The 25,631-nt window shown below is 59.8% G+C and carries 22 protein-coding genes; 20 read left to right on the forward strand and 2 right to left on the reverse strand.

Annotation, left to right across the window (positions count from 1 at the left end; all coding sequences use genetic code 11):
- From ACI2KB_RS11150 to tssE, 15 genes are all read left to right on the forward strand, one after another.
- A partial coding sequence (locus ACI2KB_RS11150) for a DUF2345 domain-containing protein (RefSeq protein WP_404634379.1) occupies nucleotides 1–2,274 on the forward strand: 2,274 nt, incomplete at its 5' end.
- Entirely contained in the window at nucleotides 2,271–2,909 is a 639-nt protein-coding gene (locus ACI2KB_RS11155) for a DUF2931 family protein (protein WP_404634381.1), read from the forward strand. The genes ACI2KB_RS11150 and ACI2KB_RS11155, both read left to right, overlap by 4 nt.
- Nucleotides 2,896–3,384: a hypothetical protein gene (locus ACI2KB_RS11160; protein ID WP_404634383.1), complete on the forward strand. Its 489-nt coding sequence runs from the start codon at nucleotides 2,896–2,898 to the stop codon at nucleotides 3,382–3,384. Before ACI2KB_RS11155 ends, ACI2KB_RS11160 begins: the two co-directional genes overlap by 14 nt.
- The gene (locus ACI2KB_RS11165) at nucleotides 3,381–4,019 is read left to right on the forward strand and encodes a DUF2931 family protein (protein WP_404634385.1); all 639 of its coding nucleotides are present in this window, start codon (nucleotides 3,381–3,383) and stop codon (nucleotides 4,017–4,019) included. The genes ACI2KB_RS11160 and ACI2KB_RS11165 overlap by 4 nt, the downstream gene beginning before the upstream one ends.
- 85 nt (nucleotides 4,020–4,104) lie before the next feature.
- The gene (locus ACI2KB_RS11170; protein WP_404634387.1) at nucleotides 4,105–6,360 is read left to right on the forward strand and encodes a hypothetical protein; all 2,256 of its coding nucleotides are present in this window, start codon (nucleotides 4,105–4,107) and stop codon (nucleotides 6,358–6,360) included.
- Complete coding sequence (locus ACI2KB_RS11175; protein WP_404634389.1) at nucleotides 6,357–7,394, forward strand: formylglycine-generating enzyme family protein; 1,038 nt, start codon at nucleotides 6,357–6,359, stop codon at nucleotides 7,392–7,394. The genes ACI2KB_RS11170 and ACI2KB_RS11175 overlap by 4 nt, the downstream gene beginning before the upstream one ends.
- An 11-nt stretch (nucleotides 7,395–7,405) precedes the next feature.
- Complete coding sequence (locus ACI2KB_RS11180) at nucleotides 7,406–8,104, forward strand: DUF3592 domain-containing protein (RefSeq protein ID WP_404634391.1); 699 nt, start codon at nucleotides 7,406–7,408, stop codon at nucleotides 8,102–8,104.
- Nucleotides 8,105–8,129: 25 nt separating this feature from the next.
- The gene (locus ACI2KB_RS11185; protein WP_404634393.1) at nucleotides 8,130–8,393 is read left to right on the forward strand and encodes a PAAR domain-containing protein; all 264 of its coding nucleotides are present in this window, start codon (nucleotides 8,130–8,132) and stop codon (nucleotides 8,391–8,393) included.
- A gap of 1 nt (nucleotide 8,394) precedes the next feature.
- Nucleotides 8,395–9,582: a hypothetical protein gene (locus tag ACI2KB_RS11190; RefSeq protein ID WP_404634395.1), complete on the forward strand. Its 1,188-nt coding sequence runs from the start codon at nucleotides 8,395–8,397 to the stop codon at nucleotides 9,580–9,582.
- Nucleotides 9,583–9,892: 310 nt separating this feature from the next.
- Entirely contained in the window at nucleotides 9,893–12,949 is a 3,057-nt protein-coding gene (locus ACI2KB_RS11195) for an ImcF-related family protein (RefSeq protein WP_404635024.1), read from the forward strand.
- Entirely contained in the window at nucleotides 12,946–14,532 is a 1,587-nt protein-coding gene (gene tssA, locus ACI2KB_RS11200; protein WP_404634397.1) for a type VI secretion system protein TssA, read from the forward strand. The genes ACI2KB_RS11195 and tssA overlap by 4 nt, the downstream gene beginning before the upstream one ends.
- 24 nt (nucleotides 14,533–14,556) lie before the next feature.
- Entirely contained in the window at nucleotides 14,557–16,326 is a 1,770-nt protein-coding gene (gene tssF, locus ACI2KB_RS11205; protein ID WP_404634399.1) for a type VI secretion system baseplate subunit TssF, read from the forward strand.
- Nucleotides 16,290–17,483, forward strand: coding sequence for a type VI secretion system baseplate subunit TssG (tssG, locus tag ACI2KB_RS11210; RefSeq protein WP_404634401.1), 1,194 nt, complete (start codon nucleotides 16,290–16,292; stop codon nucleotides 17,481–17,483). The genes tssF and tssG overlap by 37 nt, the downstream gene beginning before the upstream one ends.
- Nucleotides 17,365–17,901, forward strand: a complete 537-nt coding sequence (tssJ, locus tag ACI2KB_RS11215; RefSeq protein WP_404634403.1) for a type VI secretion system lipoprotein TssJ — start codon at nucleotides 17,365–17,367, stop codon at nucleotides 17,899–17,901. The genes tssG and tssJ overlap by 119 nt, the downstream gene beginning before the upstream one ends.
- Before the next feature lie 2 nt (nucleotides 17,902–17,903).
- The gene (gene tssE, locus ACI2KB_RS11220) at nucleotides 17,904–18,344 is read left to right on the forward strand and encodes a type VI secretion system baseplate subunit TssE (RefSeq protein WP_404634405.1); all 441 of its coding nucleotides are present in this window, start codon (nucleotides 17,904–17,906) and stop codon (nucleotides 18,342–18,344) included.
- A gap of 141 nt (nucleotides 18,345–18,485) precedes the next feature.
- Here the strand turns inward: tssE and ACI2KB_RS11225 are convergent, their stop codons facing one another.
- Complete coding sequence (locus ACI2KB_RS11225; RefSeq protein WP_404634407.1) at nucleotides 18,486–19,547, reverse strand: patatin-like phospholipase family protein; 1,062 nt, start codon at nucleotides 19,545–19,547, stop codon at nucleotides 18,486–18,488.
- 73 nt (nucleotides 19,548–19,620) lie between these two features.
- Nucleotides 19,621–20,517 carry a LysR family transcriptional regulator gene (locus ACI2KB_RS11230; protein ID WP_404634409.1) on the reverse strand — a complete coding sequence of 299 codons (897 nt, stop codon included), beginning with the start codon at nucleotides 20,515–20,517 and terminating at the stop codon, nucleotides 19,621–19,623.
- Nucleotides 20,518–20,642: 125 nt separating this feature from the next.
- Between ACI2KB_RS11230 and ACI2KB_RS11235 the strand changes: the two genes are divergently transcribed.
- From ACI2KB_RS11235 to ACI2KB_RS11255, 5 genes are all read left to right on the forward strand, one after another.
- A complete protein-coding gene (locus ACI2KB_RS11235) occupies nucleotides 20,643–21,026 on the forward strand; it encodes a tautomerase family protein (protein ID WP_404634411.1) in 384 nt (127 codons plus the stop codon).
- Nucleotides 21,027–21,140: 114 nt separating this feature from the next.
- Complete coding sequence (locus ACI2KB_RS11240) at nucleotides 21,141–21,419, forward strand: hypothetical protein (protein ID WP_166595210.1); 279 nt, start codon at nucleotides 21,141–21,143, stop codon at nucleotides 21,417–21,419.
- 310 nt (nucleotides 21,420–21,729) lie between these two features.
- Entirely contained in the window at nucleotides 21,730–22,647 is a 918-nt protein-coding gene (locus ACI2KB_RS11245) for an AAA family ATPase (RefSeq protein ID WP_404634413.1), read from the forward strand.
- Nucleotides 22,644–23,600 carry a DUF58 domain-containing protein gene (locus tag ACI2KB_RS11250; protein ID WP_404634415.1) on the forward strand — a complete coding sequence of 319 codons (957 nt, stop codon included), beginning with the start codon at nucleotides 22,644–22,646 and terminating at the stop codon, nucleotides 23,598–23,600. Before ACI2KB_RS11245 ends, ACI2KB_RS11250 begins: the two co-directional genes overlap by 4 nt.
- A 13-nt stretch (nucleotides 23,601–23,613) precedes the next feature.
- Nucleotides 23,614–25,617, forward strand: coding sequence for a DUF3488 and DUF4129 domain-containing transglutaminase family protein (locus ACI2KB_RS11255; RefSeq protein WP_404634417.1), 2,004 nt, complete (start codon nucleotides 23,614–23,616; stop codon nucleotides 25,615–25,617).
- The last annotated feature ends 14 nt before the right edge of the window (nucleotides 25,618–25,631 follow it).

The following is a 25,631-nucleotide window of genomic DNA, read 5'->3' on the forward strand; positions in this document are numbered from 1 at the left end:
CAGTTGGAAGATGCACTGCAACTGGTGCAGGCATTGGCGCAAAGTGCTGCGGTGTCGGGGGCCTTGCCCGCCGATGCGGCTGAGCAAAAGCGCCTGAAAGCCGCGTTGTCCGGCCTCGACAAGGTCGGGCTGCTGGCATCGGCGCCGGAAGGCATGGCGCTGACCTCCGGGACGAACCTGCAAGTGTCGGCCGCGCAAAATCTTGCGGTCACCGCGGCCGAGAGTGCCGACGTGAGTGTCTTCAAACGCTTCAGCGTCGCGGCGGGCGAGGCTATCAGCCTGTACGCCCATCGGCTGGGATTGAAGCTGCTGGCGGCCAGAGGCCCGGTGCGGGTCGAGGCGCAGAGTGACGCCATGACCCTTCGCTCCAAGGCCGAGCTAAGCCTGGAAAGTGTTGACGGTGAAATTGTCCTCAATGCGAAGAACGGCATCACCCTGGTCAGTGGCAGCGCCTACCTCAAGATCGCCAACGGCAGCGTCGAAATCGGCTGCCCCAACCGCATCAACCTGAAGAATGATCGGATCACCTGGGGCGGCGCGTCCTCACTGGACAAGGCCCTGCAACCGTGGAAACAGGAAGACCCTGAGTTCCTGTACCCGATGAAGGGTGGCTTTCGCATGGTCGACAAGGACAGCGGAAAACCCGCGCCGTACATTCCTTACCGCATGACCCTGGCCGACGGCAGCACCGTGCAGGGCGTCACCGACAGCGAAGGCCTGACCGAGCGCGCCTACGGCTACGGCGCCGACCGGATCACTCTGGAAGAAACCGGTGTGAAGCTGGACCCTGAAGCACGCGAAGAGGAGGAAGAGGAAGAAGAACTGGAAGAGGGCATCACCCTGCGTCTGGGCCTGTTCTTCGATGGCACCGGCAACAACATGGCCAACGCGGCAGCCACCGAACAGTGTCGGCGGGAGGACCTGGAGATCTACGACGCCCGGGATCTGGAAAGCATCCAGTCGATCTGCAACAAATACGGCTTCGATGGGTTTACCGGGAGCGCGTTTGCGCAGGCGCCGGATAACAGCTACGGGAATGCGCCGAGTAATGTGGTGTATTTGCATCAGCTGTATCCGGATAACGCCGTAACACCACTTAAAAAGAGTGCGGATATCGGCTTTGTCTCTGTCTATGTAGAGGGCATTGGTACGCGGAGTGGTGGCAAAGATGCCACGGTGATTGGTCAGGGGCTGGGGCGTGGCGAGACGGGAGTCGTAGCGAAAGTTCAGCAAGCACCTGAAGCTATTCAAATCCAGCTTCGGGAATTTGTATCTCTTAATCCTGGCATTGCAGTTCGCCGCATCGAAGTTGACATTTTCGGCTTCAGTCGTGGTGCCGCCGCTGCCCGCCATTGCGCTAACGAATTCCTCAAACCGGGCTGCGGGATTTTCAAAGAATTACTTCAGCCCGGGCGCTTTGGGTTGGTGAACAGTTTTGATCCAGCGGTGGGTGTGAAGCTCAACCTGATCGGTTTGTTCGACACTGTGGCGGCCATCTCTTCGCCTGAGCGTGGCGACTGGAGTCCGGCCAACAGCGACAACGACGGTGTCAACCTGTACTTGCCTCCTCGCTGTGCCCGCGAAGTGATTCAGTTGGGGGCCCGGGACGAGTGCAGGCTCAATTTCGCACTGAATGGCGTACTGAGTCATCACCTGCAAATCAGCCTTCCCGGCGTGCATTCGGACATTGGCGGAGGCTACCTGCCTAATGCTCGGGAGCGTCTGTGGCTGGTCGAGCCCAAACGGATTGAGGTCGCAGCGGGCCGCTCATTGGAGTCGCATCCGCAATGGCTGGCCATGGTCGCGCAGGCGGAGGGGTTGCGCGCCAGCGGGCTGAATGGTGACGGAAACATCGAGGCCAAAGCCTGGGCGGCTGCTCAGGCTCATCACCGAAGGGATGGCAACGACACGCAGGCCTACTGGCTGACCGTGACGCTGGAGCGAAGCGTGCGTGGGGAACTGGCGCTGGTGGCGTTGCGCGTAATGCGCGAGCTGGGCGTGCGCCATGGTGTGCCTTTTGACGAGATCAGCGACAGCGATCGCCGTTTCAAGCTGCCCACCGATCTGGCGCCTGTCGCCGAGCACATCATCGAGCAGGTGCTGGCGGGTTCTTCGGTCGTTCTGGATCCCGATCAAGAACGACTGCTGCGCTCGCGTTACATCCACCAGTCGGCGCACTGGACACCGACCAAGGGCGTGATGCTTGCCAAGCCAGCACCGGATAACCGCCGCAACGTATACCCCGATCAGCCGCAAAAGGGGTATCCGCAATGAAACGACTGATGCTTCTAGTTGGCCTGCTGATCAGCCTCTGCGCCTGTGCCAGAGGTCCACAACCGATACCTCCGCCCAAGCTGCCTTATTACGCGTGGTATGTGGGCTTGGCTGCACCAAGGCATATGGAAGTGTGGGTCGAGACAGTGGATGTGATCGACCAGCGAGGGTTGCCGTTTTTTCATGTGTTCGGAGGGGTAGCCAGTTACACAGGGCAGGTGAAAGGCTGGCACAAAGGTGGGGGAAAAATGATGCCCGTGAACAACGTCGATCTCCCAAAGCGTCTATTTCTGCGCTGGCAGTCGCTGGTGGAGCCTCAAGCCTACAAACTTCGTATTCATATTCCTCAATGGGTGCGAGACGAGATGGTCAAGCCCGAGACCGTATTTTGCAAACCGGATCAGAAAGTGCTCACGCTTTATCGCAACAAGATAACGCTGGGAATGGCCCCGGGAGGCATCGTCAAGGTCTGGGTGGGTTCTGGGTGCTTGGGATACCTCGAAATCGGCCGCTACCAAGCTGAAATCGAACCCCGCGGCCCATACCTGAACAACAAGGGCGAGTACTACCGCGCGCCCACGCCAGAAGCTAAGGCATGGATCGAGAAAAATGGAATTCCCTATGGCAGTTGGTAAGCGTTGCTCAGCTTTCCCGCTGAGTGCCAGCGGCCTGAATGGTGATGGGCGTATCGAAGCCAAAGCCTGGGCGGCCGCTCAGGCTCATTACCGCAGGGATGGCAACGACACGCAGGCTTACTGGCTCACCGTAACGCTGGAGCGAAGCGTTCGTGGGGAACTGGCGCTGGTCGGGTTGCGCGTGATGCGCGAATTGGGCGTGCGCCATGGTGTGCCGTTTGACGAGATCAGCGACAGCGATCAGCGCTTCAAGCTGCCCTTCGATCTGGCGCCTGTCGCTGACCACATCATCGAGCAGGTGCTGGCGGGCTCTTCTGTCGTGCTTGATCCCGATCAAGAGCGATTGCTGCGTTCGCGTTACATCCACCAGTCGGCGCACTGGACACCGACCAAGGGCGTGATGCTTGCCAAGCCTGCACCGGATAACCGCCGCAACGTATACCCCGATCAGCCGCAGAAGGGATATCCGCAATGAAAAGACTGATGCTTCTGGTTGGGCTGCTGATCAGCCTTTGCGCTTGTGCCAGAGGTCCACAACCGATACCGCCTCCCAAGCTGCCTTATTACGCGTGGTATGTGGGTTTGGCTGCACCAAGGCATATGGAAGTCTGGGTCGAGACGGTGGATGTGATCGACCAGCGAGGGTTGCCGTTTTTTCATGTGACCGGAGGGGTTGCGAGCTATACGGGTAGCGCTAAGGGCTGGCACAACGGAGGATCGGGTGGAATGCCCATCAACAACGTCGATCTCCCAGAGCGTCTATTTCTGCGCTGGCAGTCGCTGGTTGAGCCGCAAGCCTACAAGCTTCGTATTCATATTCCTCAATGGGTACGAGACGAGATGGTCAAGCCCGAGACCGTATTTTGCAAACCGGATCAGAAAGTGCTCACGCTTTATCGCGACAAGATAACGCTGGGCATGGCCCCGGGGGGCATCGTCAAGGTCTGGGTGGGTTCTGGGTGCTTGGGATACATGGAAATCGGCCGCTACCAAGCCGAAATCGAACCCCGCGGCCCATACCTCGGTAAGAGCGAAGGCAAGTACGTGCCTCTGGAACCCGAAAACAAGGCCTACGTCGAGCAATTCGGAATTCCTTATGGCAGTTGGTAAGCGTTGCTCAGCGATCAGCCCTGGAAGAGATATCCGTCAGTAAACCCGGCATGAAGCCATTTCATCATTTATGGAGTTGAAATAGATGATCCAGGATCAGTCACCTCTCGCCGAAAACCGTTTGGGCAAAAAAGGCACGGTGGTCAATGTGCCGCGCTCGGCGTTGCGCTGTTACTTTCGCCCGGAAACCGAAGAGTTCGTTTTTCTCGCAGGTAAAGAGGCAGGGGAATTCGAAACGCATTGGCGTGATATGGCCGATGAAATGGACAGGTTCCATCAGGCTCAGGCGAAGTACTCCGGTGCATTGAAACATTATGATGACTGCGTCAAAGCAACCGCCCCCATGCATCAGACAAGCAAGAGCCTGGCGGCAATCGATGCTGCGGAAGCCGAGCTGAAGGCCACCCGTGAAGCCATCAAGGAAAAACTGGCCGGAACAGCCAGTGGCGTGGGCTACGACAACATCGTCGAGTTGATTCCGATGGCGGCGCAGGTCGGTGCCAGACGCATGCCGTATGCGTATGTCAAGCAGAGCTACTTCACTGACCAACAGGCCAAGCGTCGTCTTCACGCCGTCTCGTTGCGACAGGGGGGCGGCAAGCGCGGCAAAGACAGCATTATCAGTCGTGATTCGGGCGGCAATCTTGTGGTAGACGCCGCCAAATTGATGGAGCAACTGACCGCGTTCGAGTGGCCCAAACTCAAGCTCGAACTGAAGGATGTCCTCGGGTGGGCCGGTTCGGACCTTGATCTGGAGGCATTCAATAAAGACGTCACCCTGTTCGATTGGGCCGAAAGCTGGAACCACAGCCTGCTTGGTAAGAGTAGCCTGACCGATAACGTCGATGTGTCGGGTGCCGCGCAGTTCATGCGCTTCACCTCCAATCTGGGGGCCAATGCCGAGTTTGATGTCAACAAAGGCAGCGCCGCCATCAAAGCTGAAAGCCAGACGGTCATGACGTTGGCGTCGGGCTATGCCGACATTGAACGCTACGTTCCCGACCGGTTTGGCTGGCCGTTGACCATGCAGACGCGCAGCGGCAAGACCCTGGACCTGGGGCTGATTCGTGTGTGCCTCGCAGGGCAGATCAATGGCTTTCTCGGTGCCTCATTGCAGATCGAGGGCCAGGTGCAAGTGATGGTCAAAGGCGATGAGCAGGTCATCACAGGTCAGTCAGGCCGCTTGCCCAGTTTTCGGACACGCCAAAAACAAGGGCGAAATTTCTTTCAGGCCATGGAAGCCGAGGACCAGGGTGCGACGATCACCGCGGGTGGATTTGCCGGCGCCAAGGTGGAGCTGCTCGGCAAGAGCACTCTGCAATGGCTCAAGCCTTCGCCACCGCCGGACAGCGCGGGAGAGGTGCCGCCTGATGACAAGGCAAATGCAGGAGAGTACGTCGACTTCGCCACGATCGGTTCCAGCATCGCGGGAATGACCGGACTCGGAGCAGGTGGAAAGTTCTACTGCACGTTTATCAATGGCAAGTTTTGTTTGCATGTTGCGGCGAGTCTTTGCGTGGGGACGGGGGCGAAAGGTGGGTTTATTGCTGAGGTGGGGGCTAAAGACATTATTGAGTTTGGGCGGTGGGTAGCTTATCAACTGTATTTGAATAATTATGGGATTCTTGAGTATTTCAATGAAGAAGCGTTTAGGGCGTATTCGCAATATTGCGTATTGAAAATGATAGAAGGGGAAAATTTGGTGTATCGAGGTGTTGCATGGGCCATTGAGTCACCAAAACAAATGCGCGCTGAGCTTAAAAAGCTAGTCGCCTCTATAGCGCGTGAGAGTGTAGATGAAATTCATAATTCTAGCGGGCGAAATCAGATTGCTGAGATTGTTATTGAATGGCGGGAAGATTTGTTAGTTTCTACTCCAGAAGCAAAAGGTATATTTCTCTATCTGCTGACTCGTCACGGGAGACTCGATCATGTCGATTTGAGTAATCGCTCTTGGGGTGGAGATATCTATCATCGTCGTAAGGAAGCGGTCATTTTAATTCTGAACAGCATTCAAACGACTTCGGAGTGGCACAAGGTGATGTGCCGCATCACGAATGATGGCTCCAGGTTGTCAGGGGACTCGCTAACAGTCTCAAAAGCTCAAGAAGATCATTTGATTCGCTTTTTGCAAGAGGGGCGTAATCGAGATGATGACATGCGAGAAATACGTGACGGCTTGACCGCGATATATGGCAACTTGAAAGAGTTGCCCGCGACGGGGTATTCGCTGTCAATGAATAACAGTTACTACTATCGCACCCGGTGCGACACTCATCTGCATTATCCGGCGCGATGCAATTTTGACCCAGCTTTAACGCCGAAGAGTGAGCTGGCATGAATATGCGTTTGGTAAATTTCAATCATCATATGGTTTGTGGGATCTGTCTGATGTTGGCTCTGCAAGGTTGCAATGAAGAAAGTACTTCCCACACATCTTTCTCTCCGGCAGTGCCCGCCGATGAGTTGCGTGGTTTCATCGAAAAAGTAAAGGCCAATTTAGTATTTGTCGAAGGTGGTAAATTTCTGATGGGCGACTTTGGCCCAGAGTATGCTCCTGAACACTTACCCTATGATATGAAAAAGCACAGTCGTCCCTTGCATGAAGTCGAGCTTAGCAGTTATTCGATGAGCAAGTTTAAAGTGACTAACGCAGAGTTTCAGTTCTATCTGAGAGCGAGTGCGCTTCAGCTCAGAGACGATGGTGCGTCACCTAAATCTGAATGGGATCAGATGAACAGTCGTGCCGATACACCTGCTCATGTAGATTGGTTTGAGTCGGAAAACTACTGCAATTGGCTAGCAGTTGTAACTGGGCTCCCATTTGCGCTGCCTACTGAAGCACAGTGGGAGTATGCCGCCCGAAGTAGAGGGCAGTTTCTAATGGTCGCCACTGACGACGGCACCTACAAGGCTGAATCTTATGATTTGGTCACAGAGGAGTATTTTCCCAGAGGTATCAATATTTCAAGCTTTGGAAATGTGGAAGCGTTTGCCGAAGAGATGGGGTGGACAACTGGGAACATGTCCCCGTTACCGGTAGCTATGTTTCCGCCCAATCCATTGGGCATGTATTCCATGACGGACAATGGCTATGAGTGGGTCAGTGATTGGTACGATCCGGATTACTATTCGTATTCGCCGTTAAAAGATCCGAAAGGACCTGAAAAGCCGATGATTAAAGACGCATTTGGTCGCTACACCAAAGTGCTGCGCGGCCAGGGAGGTGCGGACCCGTGGTGGGGTGGCGGTGCTAACGTATTCAGAACCAAAATTGATCCGTTAGGGAGTATCTCTAGAGATGGCTCGCCATCCTTGTTCGACAAAACCACCCGCTGCGTCGTCAATAGCCCTGCTCCTGTAGTAACCGAATAAAAGGAATTATTATGAATGTCATATTGTTAATATTGAAATGGGTCTTTTCTATTGTAGGCCTTGGCATGCTGGTGATGGCTGTCAGCAGCTATAAGAGTGACAGTGAGTTTCTAAAAGGTGCAGCGTCTGTTGTGGGTGTGGTCGAAGGCTTCAAGACCCGAGTATCGGAGGGTGTGGTCTATTACCAGCCTGTCATAAAATTTGCAGCAGACAGTGGGGAACACAGTTTTGTGTCTTCGGTGGGCAGCAGTCCAGCGGCCTATAAAAAAGGCGAATCTGTCAACGTGCTGTATAAGGTTCATGCTCCCGAGGAGGCGAAAATAGACAGTTTTTTCTCTCTATGGGGGGACGTCGTGGTTGAAGCGTTGTTGGGGGTTGTCTTTTTCTCCATAGGCGCTGCGATGTTTTTGATGGGGCTATTAAAACGCCGAAAAAAGGCGGCGCTCATGAGGCGCGGTGCCAGTCTTTGCGCAACGATTACTTCGGTCGAGCGCAATGCCCGGTTTTCAGTCAACGGGCGCCATCCCTACGTGATTACCTGCGAGTGGACCAATCCGGAAACCTATGCCTTGCACCGTTTTGAAAGCGAGCATATCTGGTTCGATCCCACGGTTTACGTCACCCAGGACAAAATCAATGTCTTCGTCAAACCCGGTAACTTGAAGGTGTATTACGTCGATATTTCATTCTTGCCTCCGTCGGCAAGTTAACCACTTTTCATATCGGATTCACTCTATGAAACCTGTTATTCGCACCGGTGACTTACTGTCATCGGGCGGGGTCGTCATTGCCGGAACCCGCCAAATCATCATTAACGGTGCTGCTGTTGCCTGTGTGGGCGATAAGGTTATTTGCCCCTTGCCCGGTCATGGGCCTAACGCTATCGCGGAGGGTGATAAAGGTTCGACCTACCTGGGGCGCGCAATGGCTTTGCACGGATACCGTTGCGAGTGTGGTTGTACGTTGATCACCTCGTTGCCTCAGGTCGGGAGGGCATGAGATGCCTGTCGATCTCGATGCGCTTCCGGCAAAGATGCAGTTGCCCGCATCTCCCAGGATAGGGCGCGGGCTGCTGTTCATCCTTGTGTTCACGCTGCTGTGCGGCGCGCTGGTGGCCGTGTTCTGGTCGGCGCCGGACAGTTACTCATCCACCTGGTTCTGGTGCTCGGTGCTGGTATTGCCGCTCTTGGGCGGGATCATGCTGTTTTCGATCAGGCTGCTGATGCATGAACAGCGCCGCGATTATGCGCAGAACTGGAACGACAGTCATGACGAGCACGAAGGTCAGTTGATCGAGCGCGGACAGCGAGCCATTGCGATGCTGGCCGCCTCTTATGTTTGTGATTCGGGCAGTTCGAAGTTGGCGCAGACCTTGCGCGCAGGACAACAGGTTTCTCCGGCGCAGGAGACCAATCCGCAAGCGGATTTTGACTGCCCTGCCCGGGAAGATGAGCGGGAGCGAAGGAAAGGTGAACACCTCCTGCGGTTGGCAACGTCCATTGAACGCGTGCTGGCAGGCTTTGAGGCCGATATGCAGGACGTGCTGAATGACGCATCGCTGCACGTGCGGATTCGTCATTGCGTCGAGCAGTCTCAGGACGAGGTTGAAGCCCTGTGGCGTTCTATCCGAGGAGCGCTGGGCGCCCGTGATCAGGTGGCGTTCGCTGTGCAGGAGGACGGATTGTTGTGGCTGGATGCATGGCTGGACGATGGCTTTCCAGCCCGTGCCTGTCTGTCGCTGGAAATCAATAGGCCCTCAGAACCCCTGGACGGTCAGGGCGAGTCTGTTTCAGCGATGTTGCTGGCGCATACCGGGTGGTGCGCCGAAAAAGGGGTGCGCCCGCAGTCGTGGATTCACAGACCGGTCAAGCTAACCCGTGGCGCGGCCGACATTCGACGGGCTCTGCTCTGGGGCAAGGTCCCACCGGACAATGCTGATTTCTTCATTTGGCACAGCCAGTTACCCGAGGGCATCACCGGGGTACTCAGCGTCGACCTCCATGAATCTGGGCAGTCTCCCCCTACCGACGCCTGGCACTCGCTGGACGGCTCGTTCGGAAAGACGGGGGCTGCGGTCGGGAACACGACGCTGATCGTGGCCGCAGAGCAGGCGCTGGTCGAGGCAAGGCCTCAATTGATTCTGCTACATGACCATTCAACGCAAGCCTGCGTTGTTCAGCCTGGATGAAACGTTCAATGAGGATGGAATCTTGAACAAAATACGGATCGCCGGCTGGATTCTGATTGCCAGTCTGCTTGTTGTGGGGGCGCTGCTGATCTGGGTCGATAACCCGGTTGTCGAGCACAGAACCGAGCTTGAACAATGGAAGTGGTCAGCGGCGCTGGTCGCGGCGTGCTTGCTGCTGATTTTTTTTAACCGTGCTGACCAATGGATGATCAGTTCACTGAGCCGGATGGAATTCTTGTCCTGGTTCCGCGCAGCCTCGGGTGGCGATTTGCGTTCTACCAAAAGAGAGCTCGACTCAGGCTCCATTGGGATGTGTGCAACCCAGCTAAAGCAAATCCACGGCCCCCTCTGGCGCCAGAAATTCCGCCTGCTCCTGGTCTTCGGCGAACCCGCCCAACTCGACGCCCTGGCCCCCGGCCTGTCGACCAACCCATGGCTCGAAGGCGAGGGTATTGTGCTGATCCAGGGCGGCTCTGCACAAAAGGCAGCGGTTAACCCTTCACTCACCCACTGGAAATCCCTCTGCCATCGACGCGCCTTCGACGGCGTGGTCTGGGCGTTGACCGCCGACCAACGCAACGACACCAAGGCCATGGGCCAGGGCGTGCGCCAACTCCGCGAACTCGCCCAAACGCTGCGTTGGCAGTTGCCGCTGCACATCTGGCATGTCTGTGACGGGGAGTGGGGGCAGGACGGTCGGGCGACGCAGCCGGTGGGCGGTGTGTTGCCGTCGCAGCCTTCTGCCAAGGCCTTGAGCGAGGTGTTGCGCGGGGTGATCGAGCCGCTGCGTCGGGGCGGCTGGGCGCAGGTTCAGGAGAACCTTCATCACGATTTTCTGTTGCGTTTGTCCCGTGATTTGCAGGCGGGAGAGATCGCTCGGTGGGCGAAGGCGCTGTCGCCGCTGTTCGGGCGTTTTGTACCGGGCGTGACGCTGCGCGGTCTGTGGTTCAGTCCGCCGCTGAAGGCCGTGCTCCCCGTACGTGATGATGTGCGTTCGTCGTTCTGGCTGATGGACCCTGCCTGGTACGGCATTCTCAAGGACCGCCCCGGTCGTGCGCGGCGCATTGGCTGGCCGAAGACGCGCATCGCGTATGCGTGCGCGTTGAGTCTGGCGGCGCTGTGGGGCGCGGGGCTGTTGCTGTCGTTTGTCAGCAATCGCGCGCAGTTGCTGGAGGTCGAGCGCAATCTGGCGGCGGTGCGGCCGCAGGGCGACCCCGATCAGCAGGTGTTGGCGTTGCATGAGCTGATGCGTGAATTGGGTCGGCTGGATTGGCGTGCGCATCACGGCGAGGCGTGGTCTCGGCGGTTCGGTCTGAGCCAGAACGGGGTGTTGCTGGAGCGCTTGTGGCCGCGTTATGTGGAGGCCAATCATCGGCTGATGCGCGATCCGGCCAGCGCGCTGCTGGAGCAGCAGTTGCAGGCGTTGATCGCCTTGCCGCCGAACAGCCCTGAGCGCAGTGCGCAGGCCCATACGGCGTACCTGCAACTCAAGGCGTATTTGATGATGGCCCGGCCAGAGAAGGTGGACGCGGCGTTCCTGGGCAAGGTGTTGAAAGCGGCAGAGCCGCAGAGAGCGGGCGTCTCGCCGGGGCTGTGGCAGGGGTTGTCGCCTGCGTTATGGCAGTTCTACGCCGACCAGTTGAAGTCCCATCCCGAGTGGCGCATCGAGGTCGACCCGACGCTGTTGGCGCGGGCGCGGCAGGTGTTGATCGGCCAGTTGGGCCAGCGCAATGCCGAAGCCACGCTGTACCGTCAGGTGCTGGACAGCGCCGCCGATGAGTACGCGGCGCTGGACCTGCAGGACCTGACGGGGGAGACCGACGCGCGCAGCCTGTTCAGCAGCACTGCCAGCGTGCCGGGGGTGTTTACCCGCCAGGCGTGGGACGGGCAGGTGCGCGACGCCATCGAGCGCATCGCCGAGGCGCGACGCGAACAGATCGACTGGGTGCTGAGCGATCGCGAAGGCGATATCGCACCTGACCTGACTCCCAACACGCTGCGCGAGCGTCTGACGGCGCGTTATTTTCAGGATTACGGCAGCGCCTGGCTGGCGTTTCTCAACAGCCTGCGCTGGCAGCGCACGGGCAGCCTGGGCGATGTCATCGATCAGTTGAGCCTGATGAGCGACGTGCGCCAGTCGCCGTTGATCGCGCTGATGAACAACCTCGCCTGGCAAGGGCAGGCCGGGCAGCCAACGCAAGCCCTGAGCACTTCACTGCTCAAGTCGGCGCAGAAACTGGTGGGTCGTGACAAGACGCAGGCGATCGATCAGGCCTTGCCCGATCATCACGGACCGCTGGACGCCACCTTCGGACCGCTGCTCAGCCTGATGGGCAAAGAAGCAGGTGCGGGTGACGACAGCCTGAGCCTGCACGCCTTTCTGACCCGCGTCACCCGCGCGCGCCTGAAGCTGCAACAGGTGGGTAACGCCAGCGACCCGCAGGGCTTGACCCAGGCCCTGGCGCAGACGGTGTTTCAGGGCAAGGGCATCGATTTGACCGAGACTCAGGCCTACGGTCATCTGCTGGCTGCCAGCCTCGGCGCGGAATGGGCGGGCATTGGTCAGACGCTGTTCGTGCAGCCGCTGGATCAGGCGTGGCAGCAGGTGCTGCAACCTTCGGCGGCGAGTCTGAACCGGCAATGGCAACAGTCCATCGTCGATCACTGGAATGACGCGTTCGTCGGTCGCTACCCGTTCGCGGCGACGGGCAGTGATGCCTCGCTGCCCTTGTTGGGCCAGTTGATCCGAGCGGATTCCGGGCGCATCGAACAGTTTTTGCAACGGCAACTGGACGGCGTGCTGCGCAAGGAAGGCAACCGCTGGGTGGCCGACCCGCAACACAGCCAGGGTTTGCGTATCAATCCGCAGTTTCTCGCCGCGATCAACCAACTCAGCCAATTGGCGGACGTGCTGTACACCGACGGCGGCATGGGCCTGAGTTTCGAGCTGCAAGGCAAGGCCGTGCGCGACGTGGTGCAGACCACCTTCACCCTCAATGGCGAACGCCATCACTATTTCAACCAGAAGGAAAGCTGGCAGCGCTTTGCCTGGCCGGGCAGCAGCGCGCACCCCGGCGCGAGCCTGACGTGGACCAGCGTGCGCACCGGCGAGCGCTTGTATGGGGATTATCAAGGAATCTGGGGGCTAATTCGCTTGCTGGAAGAGGCGAGGGTCACGCCACTGGACGACAGCGAAAGCCGCTTTCGCGTGGTACTCACTGCCCCGGACGGGCTGGGCCTGACCTGGTACCTGCGCACCGAACTGGGCGCGGGGCCGATGAGCTTGCTGAAGTTGCGCGGTTTCACGTTGCCGAAGCAGATTTTTCTGACCGCACGCCAGCCCGCACACAATGGGGGTGAGTCATGAGCCTGCAAACCCTGATCACTCAGTGTCTGGGAGAGCGTGACGGCTTGGCCTTGGCACGCGCGCAAGCCGAGCGCTGGGCGGTCTTGCTGGAGCCGATCAACGATGATTGCGCGGTAGGTGAAGACCCCGGTTATGACGACGATTTCCAGTTCATGCGCGAGGAGGTCAACAAGCTGTCGGGTATCGACGCCGAGCGTGTGGCTGAACTCGCGGAAAAGCTGCTCACACAGCGCTGCAAAGATGTGCGCGTGGCGTCGTATTACCTGTGGGCGCGCCTGCACACGCTGGGCGAGGTCGGGCTGAGTGAAGGGTTGAGTCTGATCGCCGCGTTGTTGGAACAATTCGGTGATGCGGTGTTACCCGCACGCCCCAACAGTCGGCGAATGGCGCTGGAGTGGCTGACCAGCAGCAAGGTGCTGGACAGCCTGGCGTTATACCCGGAAGTGGTGAAGGGCGAAGCGGAGCAGACTGTGGCAGCGCTGGTCTGGCTGGAGCATGGGCTGGGTCGGTTGCCGGAGGCGCAACGCCCTGAACTGGGTGCGCTGTATGCCGCGTTGTTGGCTCGCTTGAGCCAGTCCGGCGGGGTGGATGCCGTGGTGCCGCAACACAGCGCAAGCCACGACGCCGCCTCGGAGATGACGGCGCCTGGACGTGCGATCAAGTCCGGGCGCGACTTGCTGGACAGCGGTCGTACGCTGGCGGCTTATCTGTGTGACCAGCCTCAAGGCTGGTTGGCGGCCCATCGACTGATGAAAAGCCTGCGGTGGGACACTGTGCATCGCGCGCCTTTACAGGAGGCGGGGGGACTGACCCGCCTGACGCCGCCGCGCAGCGATTATCGGGCTCAGCTCAAGCGCCTGTATCTGCAACAGCACTGGAGCGAGTTGATCGATCAGGCGCAGCGCGTGTTCAGTGAGGGCGTCAATCACTTCTGGCTGGATGTGCAGTGGTACCTGTTCCAGGCGCTCAGCAAGCAGCCTGCCCCGATGGACAGTTGGGCGCCGATTGTCGCTCGTGATCTGGTCACGCTCATCGAGCGCCTGCCCGGTCTGGACGAATTGCGCTGGAGCGACGGCAGCCCGTTTGCCGACCAGACCACGCGAGAGTGGATCGCGCAACACATGGCGGTGGGGGACTCCCGGCAATGGCTGACAGCACCCGCTGCGCCACTGGCATCGGCGGATGCTCACCTTCTCGCACTGGAGAACGACGCACTTGAACAGGCGAGCAGCCACGGCGTGGAGTTTGCGCTGAACGGGCTGATCACCCAGCCCGATGCGCAGCAAAGCGGTCGCCAGCGCTGGCGCATAAGGCTGTTGATGGCGCGCGTTGCCGAGCAGTACGGCAAAGGCGATCTGGCGCTGCACCTGTTGAGTGAACTCGATGCCATCGGGCAGCGACAGACGTTGGCCGATTGGGAGCCGGAGCTGAGTTTCGAGGTCAAGGCGCGCCTGCTCAAGCTGCTGCGACACAAAGCGCAACGTCACGACGCCGACAAACCCGCCACTCATCAACGCATGGACGCGTTACTGGCGGCGCTGGTCGCCATCGATCCGGTGCGCGCAGCGGCCCTGTGCCCCTGATGTTTATTTACAAGGAGTTTTTCAGTGAATGAAGACAACCTCACGTTGCAGTACTTCGATGCCGAAATGCGTTATTTGCGCGAAGCGGGCAAGGAGTTTGCGCAGGCGTTTCCCGACCGGGCGGCGTACCTGAATCTGGACAAGCCCGGCGCTCAGGACCCGTATGTGGACAGGCTGTTCGAAGGGTTCGCGTTTCTCATGGGGCGCCTGAGGGAAAAGCTCGACGACGATTTACCGGAGTTGACCGAAGGCCTGGTCAGCCTGCTCTGGCCGCACTATTTGCGCACGATCCCGTCGCTCGCCATCGTCGAACTGGCACCCGATGCCATGCAGTTGAAAGGCAGCGAAATCGTTGCCAAGGGATTTGAGGTCCAGTCTCGTCCCCTGGGGCCGAAGCAGACGCGCTGTCGCTACACCACGACTCAGGACCTGGTGTTGCGGCCGATCGCGCTGGCGAGTGTGCAGCAGGGGCATGAGCCGGATGGCCGTTCGCGGTTGCGCTTTCGCTTCGAGTGCAGTGCGTCGACAGACTGGCGTCAGGTGGATATGAGCCGTTTGCCGCTCTATTTGAATGCCTCCGCGCCGCTGGCCAGCACCTTGCACCTGGCCCTGACAATCAACACGCAGGAACTCTACGTGCGGTTGTCCGGGCAGCAGGATCGGCAACCACTGTCTGGTCACTTCGCCGCCAGGGGCTTTCGCGAAGAGGATCGTTTGTGGCCCAAGGGCGACAGTGCATTCAGTGGCTATCAGCTGTTGCTGGAATACTTCACCTTCCGCGAGAAATTCATGTTCGTGACGCTGTGTGGTCTTGAACACGTGAAGCTCACGCCGGAAACCACCTGGTTCGAGGTGGACGTGGTGTTGCGCGAGCCATGGCCGCACACGTTCGCCTTGACTGCCGAGCACGTTCGTTTGCACGCGGTGCCGGTGATCAATCTGTTTTCGCTGGAGTGCGATCCGCTGACGGTCGAACCGTTGCAGACCGAGTACCTGTTGCGGCCCATGCGTTTGCAGGACGGCCACACCGAAATATATACGGTGGACAGCGTCGTCTCGTCCAAGGGCGGCGCGCGGCATGAGTACGTGCCTTTCAGCAGTTTTCGCCACAAGGGCGGGATGTTGCGTGACGAGGCTCCCGAGCATTATTTCCATACCCGCCTCAAGCGGGGCGCCAACGGCCTGCACGATACCTGGCTGATTCTCGGCGGCGACGGATTCGACAACGCCGCGCAGGACCGACAGGAAAGCCTGTCGCTGCGCCTGACCGGCACCCACGGTCAGCTACCGCGCAAGGCGTTGCAGAGTACCTTGCTCGACAGCGCCGTCGGGTCCACTCAGAGCAGCCTGAGTGTTCGTAATCTGTCGGCGCCCACGTTGCCGTGTTACCCGCCGGACCGGGATCGGTTTCATTGGCGGGTGCTCAGTCATCTGGGGTCGAACTTTCTGTCGATGATGGACAGCGCCGAAGTGCTGCGAGGCACCCTGGCGTTGTACGACTGGACCGGCAGCGAGATGAATCGCCGCCGTCTCGCCGCCATTCTGGATGTCGGCCATTTCCTGATTCAGCGCTTCGAAAAGGGCTTTCTGCTGCGGGGTGTAGACATCGAAGTCACGCTGGATGAGCACGGCTTTGCCGGCGAGGGCGATCTGCGGCTGTTCGGCGAAATGCTCAATCGATTCTTCGCGCTGTATGCCGACATTCACCTGTTCAACCAACTCACCCTGGTGCTGCAACCTTCTGGAAAGTGCGTGCGATGGAAAGAAAATCACAATCAGCGAATTCCCGGCTGAACGCGTCGGGCCTGCTGGGCAGGCTTGAGGGGCGGGTGGCGCAGACTCACGTCTATCGCTTCTGCCAGTTGCTGGAAAAAGCCTTGCCGGGTCATCCGCTTCTGGGCAGCACCGAGCACCCGCAACAGGACCCGGTACGCTTTCGGCCAGACCCCGGCATGGGCTTTCCGGCGGCCGAACTGAAAGCCATCGAGATCGCAGACGATCCCGAAGGTTGTGCCACGGTGCGCACGCGGTTGTTGGGGCTGTACGGCGTCGACTCGCCCTTGCCGACCGCCTATCTCGACGACATCACTCAGCGTCGGGAGGGGCATGAGGCACTGGAGGCGTTTCTCGACATTTTCAATCACCGGATATTCACCCAGTTCTATCGCATCTGGCGCAAATACTCGTACCCAGCTTCCTTCGAAGCGGGCGGCACCGATGCTACGTCGCAGTGCCTGCTTGGCCTGATTGGTCTGGGCATTCCGGGCACTGCGCGGCACATCGCGACGCCGGTCTCGCGCTTCCTTGCGCTGCTCAGCGTGATGCGCCTGCCCACGCGCAATGCCGAGGGAATCGCGGCACTGGTCACGCTGTTGGCGCCCGCCACCCAAACGCGGGTGACGCCACATTGGCCGCAGTCGGTTCGACTGGCTGAACCTGCGCGCCTGTCGCGGGCTCATCCAGCGAGCCTGTCTCAAGGCACGCCACTGGGACCTGTCGGCCTCGATGCCAATAGCCAGTTGCTCATCACCCTGTCTACCCGCGATCCAACGGAGACCCAGGGCTGGCTGCCTCATGCACGGCTGCACACCGACCTGCTGGTGGTGCTGCGCGTCTATCTGGGCTGGCGTTACACCGCGAAGGTGCAGCTGTCGTTATCCATCGGTGATTTACCAAGGCCAGTGCTGGGCCAGACTGCGGTGAGACTGGGCATGACCGGCGTGGTGCCACGCAGTGCACTTGGCAAGATTCGCTGTCATGAAGACATCGTCACGATCAACCTGGGCCGCTATCAAGGTTTGCCCGATAACCCGAACGCAAGGAGCCTTCACCATGATCCGAACACTCTGGAACGCACTGATCTGCATAGCCATTACTCTGCCGTTGACCGCTTGTGGGGTGGCACAGAAGGTATCCGACGCCACATCGTCCACCATGAGTGCTTTATTTGACACGCCGATCACCCGCCTGAGTCTGGACTTCAACGGTCGGGGGGCACTGAACACCGATGCCCGTGACATGACCGCGTTGTCGGTGCCGACGGTGCTCAGGGTTTATCAAGTCAGCGACAGACGATCGATCGAACTGGGCACCTACGAGCGGCTGCTCAATGATGACGAAAGCCTGCTGGGCGCCGAGTTGCTGGACAGGCAGGCTGTGCTCCTGAAGCCCGGGGAGGGGGCGCAACTGAATGTGCCGTTGAAGCCGGAAACACGATTCGTCACGGTGGTGGCCTTGTTGCGCACGCCGGATACACAGGCCAACACGTGGCGCATCACCCTGACGCGGGACGAGCTCGACGCCGACCGGCCACGCATCATTGATCTGAGCGATGACCGCCTGCGTCTGCGCCCTCGGCCGGAGGCGTGATCATGGACGGCGTGACACCTTCGCTGTACGAAATGCTCCTGCAGAATGTTCACGGCGAACTGGACTTACAGCGCATCGGCGAAACCGAACAGCGCACGCTCTCGATTCTCGACAACATTCGCCGCGTCCTCGGTAGCCGGGCGGGCAGCCTCAGTCACTTGCCGGATTATGGGTTGCCCGATATGGGGGTGGTCTTGCAGGGACTGCCAGCGACGGCCAATAGGCTGATCGGGACCATGACGGCCACCTTGCTCAAATATGAGCCGCGCCTGGCGGCAGTGAGCATCGAGCTGTTACCGCAAACGCTGCCTGGCCATCTGGACTATGCGCTGGACGTGCAGCTCAAGGACGGCGGCTGTGTGCTCTTCGGCACCACCTTGGGGCCGGAGGGGAGGGTGCTGGTTCGTCATCTCAGGGATCGGTATGCGGTGAAACCTTTGTGATTTGACACTCCGCTTTCGCCAGCAAGCCGGCTCCCACAGTTCTTGCGCCGGACACGAGGTTTAGGTTCGGCGCGATCCTTGGGAGCCGGTTTGGTGCGGGCGGCGTTCCGACGAATGCGGTAGCGCAGACCAATGCGTGAATCAATGCTCGCGTTCATACCGATCCAGCGTGTCCCGCGCAATCTCACGGCCCAGGGCGATCAACTCGGGCGCCTTGTAAAACTCGAAAAACCGACACACCCGCTTGGGCACGTTGATCAGGATGTCGGGCGGGTAACCGGCGATCTTGTACTGCGCCAATGACGTTTGCATCACCTCGAAACTCTGGTTGATCAGGTCGAGCAGCGACGCCGGGCCGACGTTGTCGACGATCACCGCGCCGCTGGCCGATTTCGGCGCTCCCGCCTCGGTGGGGGCGGCGGCGGGTTGCTGGCCTTGCGGGTCGGCAGATTCCGGGTCTTTGCTGTCCAGCCATGGGTTGGGCAGGACGGCGGCAGTGGCTTTGAGGCTGTCCTGTTCCAGCCGCAAGACATCGTCGCCTGCCACGTCCAGCTTGCGCCGGAACGGCAGGTGCGAGCCGATGGAACTGATCAGGCTGTCGAAACGCTTTTTTACTGCAGGTGGGCGTTCGATGACCGGCAGCTGGTATTGCTTCTGGTTGGTGGAGTTGAGGTTCACGGCGACGATCAGGTCGCAATGGCTGGACACCACCGGAACGATGGGCAACGGGTTGAGTAGCCCGCCGTCCACCAGCGTGCGATTGCCTTGCACCACGGGGGTGAACAGGCTGGGGATCGCCGCCGAGGCACGCATGGCCGAATGCAGGTTGCCTTCCTGAAACCAGATTTCCTGTTGGTTGGTCAGGTCGGTGGCGACCGCAGTGTAGGGGATGCGTAAATCCTCGATGTTCACCTCGCCGACGATTTCGCGAATCTGCCCGAAGACTTTTTCCCCGCGAATGGCGCCGAGGCGAAAACTCACGTCCACCAGCCGCAGCACGTCGAGGTAGTCCAGACTTTCGATCCAGGCCCGGTATTGCGGCAGTTTTCCTGCGGCGTAGATACCGCCAATGACCGCGCCCATCGAACAGCCGGCGATGCAGGCGATCTCATACCCGCGTCGTTCCAGTTCCTCGATCACGCCGATGTGCGCGTACCCCCTGGCGCCCCCTGAGCCCAGGACCAGTGCGATTCTTTTTTTCATGCGCCACTCCCCCTTGCAAGGCTTCTACCCTACGCCCAAGGCGCCTGCGATTCACCTGTCCGGGTGCAGATTTTTAGCGGCCGGCCAGACCGTCGCGAACGGTTTGCGCCAACAAGTCATGGGCCAGACGCAGGTTGCCCGGCTGTCCGGAAATGACGCCCCAGATGTCCATGGTCAGGGAGAAATCACTGACCGAGATGACCGACAATTCGCTGGCCAGCGGGCTGTCGTCCATGAACTGCCGAGGAATCAGCCCCAACCCGAGTCCTGAGGCAACCATGCGCATCTGAATCGCCGTGCCGTGGGTGTCGATGCCCAGTTTGAGTTTCTTGCCCTTGGCCTCGATGGCGGCGACCAGGGCATCGCGGTAGCCGCAGCCTTCCGGATTGAGCACCCATTCGTGTTCGGCGAGGGCTGCGAGACTCGACGATGGGTCAGCCAGCGGTTGAGCGCGACTTTGCACCACCCACACCTCGAACGCGCCCAGTTGTTGGCCTTCGAACCCGGTCGGGGCACGGCTGGGGGCAGGGCGCATGAGGGCAGCCGCGTCAAATTCGCCACGGGCCAGGCGCTTTTCCAGCAGAAAGCTCCAGTCGGTGATCACTTGCAGGTCCAGTCGCGGAAATGCCGCTTTCATGCGCGACACCAGATCGAACGCGGCGATGTCGGCGATCACCTGCGGAAAGCCGACGCGAAAGGTGCCACTGGGCGCTGCATCCTCTTGGGGAATGGCCAGCAGCAGGTCGGCGTCGTGCAGCAAACCGACGGCGCGTTGGTAAATGCGTCGTCCGATGGCGGAGGGCTGAGGCGGACGAGTCGAGCGATCGAACAGCTCTGCGTCCAGCACTTGCTCCAGATGCTGAATGCGACGCGAGACGGCGGACTGGGTCAGGTTCAGGCGCGACGCGGCCTTGGTCAGCGACGTGCATTCGATCACCGCGACAAACGCCTTGAGGTCTTCAAATAGCATGCGAAATGCTCATGTAAATGGTGCTAATTATGCGCTTGAAGCGGTTTTTTCCTGAGCATAGGGTGAAGGCCTGTTCCCGGCAATGTGTTCGCCGGGCCTCTGCCTCCTCAAGCAAGGACACCACCATGCCTCTGGTTCGTATAGATGTTGCCGACCGCACCTCGCCTGACACATTGGCGATTATCAGTGAAGTTGTGTATGAGGCGATGCGCAGCACCGCCAATGTTCCCGAGCACGACAAGTTTCAGATCGTGCAGCGCCATGCCGCCGAGGAACTGATTTACCCTGCGGCGGGGTATCTGGGTGTTACCTATACGCCGAATATCGTGTTCATTCAGGTGACGTGGAACGAGGGGCGAACGACCGAGGTGAAGAAGGCGTTCTATCAGGCGGTCGCGCAGGGGATTCATGAACGAGCGGGCGTGCGCAAGGAGGATGTGTTCATCAATCTGGTCGAGACCAAGCGGGAAAACTGGTCGTTTGGTAACGGCGAGATGCAATACGCCTGAAAGAGCACGGGCAGACAATGAAAACCGATGCGCTGCGAGTCCAGGTTATGGCACTTTTACATCGCTACACCGTCCAACGCGCATTGTCGATTTCCATTGTTGAGGTAACACCTGATGAAAGCCTGGATTTGTCTGCCCCTGCTCGCCCTTGTTCTCACAGGCTGCGCCGGTAAAACCGCCTATCGCGACAGTTGCGCCACCAATCTGGACGCCGCCTGGCACGAGCTGGATCTGGCCAAGGCCGAAGGTTTTGCCGGTACTGTCAGCTACTCCAAGGCACTGTCACTGCTGACCGGTGCCAAGACCCAGCAGCAATTCGAAGCGTTCGAAGGCTGTAATGAAAAAGCCGAGAAGGCGCGCTTCTACATTCGCGAGTCCCGCGCGGGGCGTTGAGTAAGGGCGTAGACCGCCCTAATTGCCGAGGTGACTCAACGCGGTCCTTGTGGGAGCTGGCTTGCTGGCGAACGCGGTGGGTCAGTCACAGATGAGTTGGCTGACACACTGCTTTCGCCAGCAAGCCGGCTCCCACACGTTCGGCGAATCCATCACGTTGGCTAATGTGCACAACAAATCCTCTCGATCCCTCCCTCCGCTCTGGCGAAACCGCCTACGCTGACTTTAAAGTGACAGCATGTCTGGCAGCAGGTTTGGCATGGTCTGCGGTCCCGTTTAGCCAAGAGCAGTCGCCTGGGGAGGCTTTCCAATGGGCAGAAAACTGGATGCGTGTCTGAACGCAATCAATGAAGTGGTGCTGGGCAAGGAGCCTCAAGTCCGTCTGGCCATGACCTGCCTGCTGGGCGGCGGGCATTTGCTGATCGAAGATTTGCCCGGCATGGGCAAGACCACGCTCAGCCACGCGCTGGCGCGAATTCTGGGGTTGAGCTTTCAGCGGATTCAATTCACCTCTGACCTGCTGCCGGGCGATATTCTCGGCACGTCGGTTTTCGATCGGGAAACCGGGCAATTCACCTTTCATCCGGGACCGATCTTCGCCGAACTGGTGTTGGCCGACGAGATCAACCGTGCCACGCCGAAAAGCCAGAGCGCGTTGCTCGAAGCGATGGAAGAAGGGCAGGTGACCATCGAAGGCGCCACCCGCCTGTTGCCCGATCCGTTTTTCGTGATTGCCACGCAAAACCCGTTCAGTCAGGGCGGCACCTTTGCGTTGCCCGAGTCGCAACTGGATCGTTTTCTGATGCGCCTGTCATTGGGCTACCCGGCACGCTCTGCGGAAAAAGCCCTGCTTCTGGGCGAGTCCCGTCGTGAATTGTTGCCGCGCATCGAGCCGATCATCGACCACGCCGAACTGGCCGCTCTGCAAGAGGAAGCGCGTCGGGTGCGGGTCAGTGATGCGCTGGTCGATTACGTCCTGCGGCTGGTCGATGCCACGCGCAGCCAGCCACAGTTTGCCTACGGCCTCTCGCCGCGGGCCAGTCTGGCGATTTTGTCCGCGGCACGGGCCTGGGCGCTGCTGATCGGGCGCGACTATGTGATTCCTGAAGACGTTCAGGCGATTCTGCCTGCGGTGGTCGGCCATCGCCTGCGCGACCGGACCGACCCGACCGGGCATGGGGGCGGGGCGTTGGTTCAATGGCTGCTGCGTGAGGTGCCGGTGCTTTGATCTCTCAGTTCAAGCCGCTCTGGCAACGCTGGGTGGGGCGTCGCATTCCCCCAGCGTCGCGGATCGAGCTGGATCACCGTCGAATCTTCATCCTGCCGACCCGGGTCGGCGGCACCTACGCACTTGTCCTGTTTTTACTGCTGTTGGTCTCGATCAACTACCAGAACAGCCTGGCCTATGGCCTGACGTTTTTGATGCTGTCGGTGGGCATCCTCGGCATCCTGCACACCTATCGCAATTTCAGCGGCCTGATCCTCAGCGCCAGCAACGCACGCTCGGTGTTCGTCGGCGAGCCGGTGCAACTGCGCCTGCGGCTGGAAAGCGCTTCCAGCGGTCATCAGGCCATTGCGCTGGGTTGGGACAGTGAGCAACTGGAGCAGACCGATGTCGATCCGCAGCGTCAGGTCGAGGTCGCCTTGACGCTGCCCGCCGTTCACCGAGGCTGGCTGCGGGCGCCGCGCCTGCGGGTCGAGAGTGTGTTTCCGCTGGGTATTTTCCGCGCCTGGAGCTGGCTGGATCTGGAGCAGACGGTACTCATTTATCCGCGTCCGGTGGCGGGCAGCCTGCCGCTGTTGCAAGGGGTGCAACCCCACGCCGAAGACGACGGGCAGGCGACGCAAGGGCAAGGTGTCGACGATTATCAAGGCCTACGCCTGTGGCAACCCGGTGACTCCATGCGGCGCATGCACTGGAAAGCCTGGTCGCGCGGTCATGGCCTGATGGTCAAGGAGTTTACCGACCTGAGCGGCCATGACCTGTGCCTGGATTTCATGGCGCTGGGCGGGGGCATCGAAGAGCGGCTGTCGCGCCTGTGTTACTGGGTGTTGGAGCTGTCCCAGCGTCAGCAGCCGTTTGCCCTGCGCCTGCCGGGCTTTCTGTCTGCGGTGGACACTGGCGATGCCCATCGCGAGGCCTGTTTACGGCAGTTGGCGCTGTACGGGGTGCGGGCATGAGTGAGCGCGAGTCATGACCTCCGCCAATCTGGGCAAGCCGATCCCACGGGTCAGCCTCAACTGGTTGCTGATCGCTCAGGCGCTGGTGATCGTGCCGTTTTCATTGCACATCCCTGTGGCATTGATCGTGTTGTGGCTGGTGTGCAGCTTCTGGCGCATCCAGATTTTTCGCATGCGGGTGCGCATGCCGGGCACTTGGGTCAAATCCGGGCTGTTGGTGGGCACGGCGGGCGGGATCTTTCTGGCCCGTGGCAGCCTGGTGGGCCTGGACGCCGGAGCCGCGCTGCTGATCGCGGCATTCATCCTGAAGATGCTGGAAATGCAGACCCGGCGTGACGCACTGGTGCTGATCTTCCTCGGGTTCTTTTGCGTCGCCGTCGGCTATCTGTTCGAGGATGCGCTGCTCTGGGGGCTGTTTACCCTGTTGCCCATCGCCACGTTGCTGGCGGCGCTGATCGGTTTGCAGCAATCGAGCCTGGCCACGCGACCTGCCGCCACCTTGATGCTCTCCGCCAAGCTGCTGTTGCAGGCCGTGCCATTGATGCTGCTGTTGTTTCTGTTCTTTCCCCGGCTGGACCCGCTCTGGTCATTGCCCCAGCCCAGCAACAAGGCGCTCACGGGGCTATCGGACAGTATGGCGCCGGGTGATATCGCCGAGTTGAGCAAATCGGCGGCACTGGTGTTTCGTGCCAGTTTTGACGGGCCGATTCCCTCTCGCGATCAGCAGTACTGGCGCGCGCTGACGCTGGAGCAATTCGACGGTCGGCGCTGGTCACAGTCCTCCCGCGCACAGGTGCCCGATGCACCGGACTGGCGCAAGGAGGGTGAGAAGATCAGCTACAGCGTGGTCATGGAGCCCACCGGCAAACCGTGGCTGATGTTGCTGGACATGGGGGTGCCCGACCTGAATGGTGTGCGGCAGATGAGCGATTTTCGCTGGCAGCGCAGGCGGCCCATCGATCAGTCAATGCTGTACGCGGTCAACTCATGGCCGAATGCGGTGCGTGAAACCGCTCTGAGTGAGGGCGCAAGGATGCAGAACCTGCAACTGCCCGCCAAGAGCAACCCCGAGGCACGCGAGTGGGCGGCGGACGTGCATCGTCGTCATCCCAAGCCGGACGACATGGTCGACAGCCTGCTGTCGTACTTCACCGAGCAGCCATTCCATTACACCCTCAAGCCTCCTGTTTTGGGACCCAACAGTATCGATGACTTCCTGTTCGGCAGCCGCGCCGGGTTCTGTGCTCACTATGCCGGGGCGATGACATTCGTGTTGAGGGCCGCGGGCATTCCGGCGCGGGTGGTGGCCGGTTATCAGGGCGGCGAGATCAATCCGGACGGTCATTACATCAGCGTGCGTCAGCTCGATGCCCATGCCTGGGTCGAATATTGGCAGGCCGGGGTGGGTTGGCGCAGTGTCGACCCGACCGCCGCCGTAGCGCCAGCGCGAATTGAACAGGGTCTGGAACAGGCGTTGGCGCCGGATGAAGAATTCCTCGCGGATTCGCCCATGTCGGCGCTGCGGTACAGACACCTGGCCTGGCTCAATTCGATTCGCCTGAGTTGGGATAATCTCAACTACGGCTGGCAACGCTGGGTGCTGGGGTACCAGGGCCAGCAGCAGTTGCAGGTGCTGGGTCGCTGGTTTTCGGGCTTTCAGGCGCCGGTCTTCGCGGGCGGGGCGGTGGTCATTCTGAGTTTGCTGGCGTTGTGGCTGTTCAAGCCGTGGCGTCGGGAAAGCGATTCCCAGTTGCGTCTGTTTGCGGCATTCGAACGATTGCTGGCCAGGCAAGGTCTCAGACGTCAGCCCGGTGAGGGTGCTCAGGCGTTTACCCGGCGTGCGGCACAGCGTTTTCCTGACCACGCCGACGCCATCGAGGATTTTGCCCGAGAGTTCGAAGCACAACGCTATGCCGGTGAACCCGGCTCGGTCGGCCAGTTGCGTCGGTGTTTGAAACAGGTGCGCCGTCGTTTGCCCTGGCGCCTGTCGGCGGCGAAAGACAAATCGCCGTCTTGAAATGATGAAGGAGT

Source organism: Pseudomonas sp. NPDC088444 (assembly GCF_044900175.1).
Classification (GTDB): Bacteria; Pseudomonadota; Gammaproteobacteria; order Pseudomonadales; family Pseudomonadaceae; genus Aquipseudomonas.

Bases quoted from the DNA above. Each gene is read 5' to 3' on its own strand.
- ACI2KB_RS11155 (WP_404634381.1), top strand. From the start codon at position 2,271: ATGAAACGACTGATGCTTCTAGTTGGCCTGCTGATCAGCCTCTGCGCC.
- ACI2KB_RS11225 (WP_404634407.1), bottom strand. From the start codon at position 19,547: ATGAAAAAAAGAATCGCACTGGTCCTGGGCTCAGGGGGCGCCAGGGGG.
- ACI2KB_RS11170 (WP_404634387.1), top strand. From the start codon at position 4,105: ATGATCCAGGATCAGTCACCTCTCGCCGAAAACCGTTTGGGCAAAAAA.
- tssE (WP_404634405.1), top strand. From the start codon at position 17,904: ATGGACGGCGTGACACCTTCGCTGTACGAAATGCTCCTGCAGAATGTT.
- ACI2KB_RS11230 (WP_404634409.1), bottom strand. From the start codon at position 20,517: ATGCTATTTGAAGACCTCAAGGCGTTTGTCGCGGTGATCGAATGCACG.
- tssG (WP_404634401.1), top strand. From the start codon at position 16,290: ATGGAAAGAAAATCACAATCAGCGAATTCCCGGCTGAACGCGTCGGGC.
- ACI2KB_RS11165 (WP_404634385.1), top strand. From the start codon at position 3,381: ATGAAAAGACTGATGCTTCTGGTTGGGCTGCTGATCAGCCTTTGCGCT.
- ACI2KB_RS11180 (WP_404634391.1), top strand. From the start codon at position 7,406: ATGAATGTCATATTGTTAATATTGAAATGGGTCTTTTCTATTGTAGGC.
- tssJ (WP_404634403.1), top strand. From the start codon at position 17,365: ATGATCCGAACACTCTGGAACGCACTGATCTGCATAGCCATTACTCTG.
- ACI2KB_RS11185 (WP_404634393.1), top strand. From the start codon at position 8,130: ATGAAACCTGTTATTCGCACCGGTGACTTACTGTCATCGGGCGGGGTC.
- ACI2KB_RS11190 (WP_404634395.1), top strand. From the start codon at position 8,395: ATGCCTGTCGATCTCGATGCGCTTCCGGCAAAGATGCAGTTGCCCGCA.
- ACI2KB_RS11240 (WP_166595210.1), top strand. From the start codon at position 21,141: ATGAAAGCCTGGATTTGTCTGCCCCTGCTCGCCCTTGTTCTCACAGGC.
- ACI2KB_RS11175 (WP_404634389.1), top strand. From the start codon at position 6,357: ATGAATATGCGTTTGGTAAATTTCAATCATCATATGGTTTGTGGGATC.
- ACI2KB_RS11255 (WP_404634417.1), top strand. From the start codon at position 23,614: ATGACCTCCGCCAATCTGGGCAAGCCGATCCCACGGGTCAGCCTCAAC.
- ACI2KB_RS11195 (WP_404635024.1), top strand. From the start codon at position 9,893: ATGTGTGCAACCCAGCTAAAGCAAATCCACGGCCCCCTCTGGCGCCAG.
- ACI2KB_RS11160 (WP_404634383.1), top strand. From the start codon at position 2,896: ATGGCAGTTGGTAAGCGTTGCTCAGCTTTCCCGCTGAGTGCCAGCGGC.
- ACI2KB_RS11245 (WP_404634413.1), top strand. From the start codon at position 21,730: ATGGGCAGAAAACTGGATGCGTGTCTGAACGCAATCAATGAAGTGGTG.
- ACI2KB_RS11235 (WP_404634411.1), top strand. From the start codon at position 20,643: ATGCCTCTGGTTCGTATAGATGTTGCCGACCGCACCTCGCCTGACACA.
- tssA (WP_404634397.1), top strand. From the start codon at position 12,946: ATGAGCCTGCAAACCCTGATCACTCAGTGTCTGGGAGAGCGTGACGGC.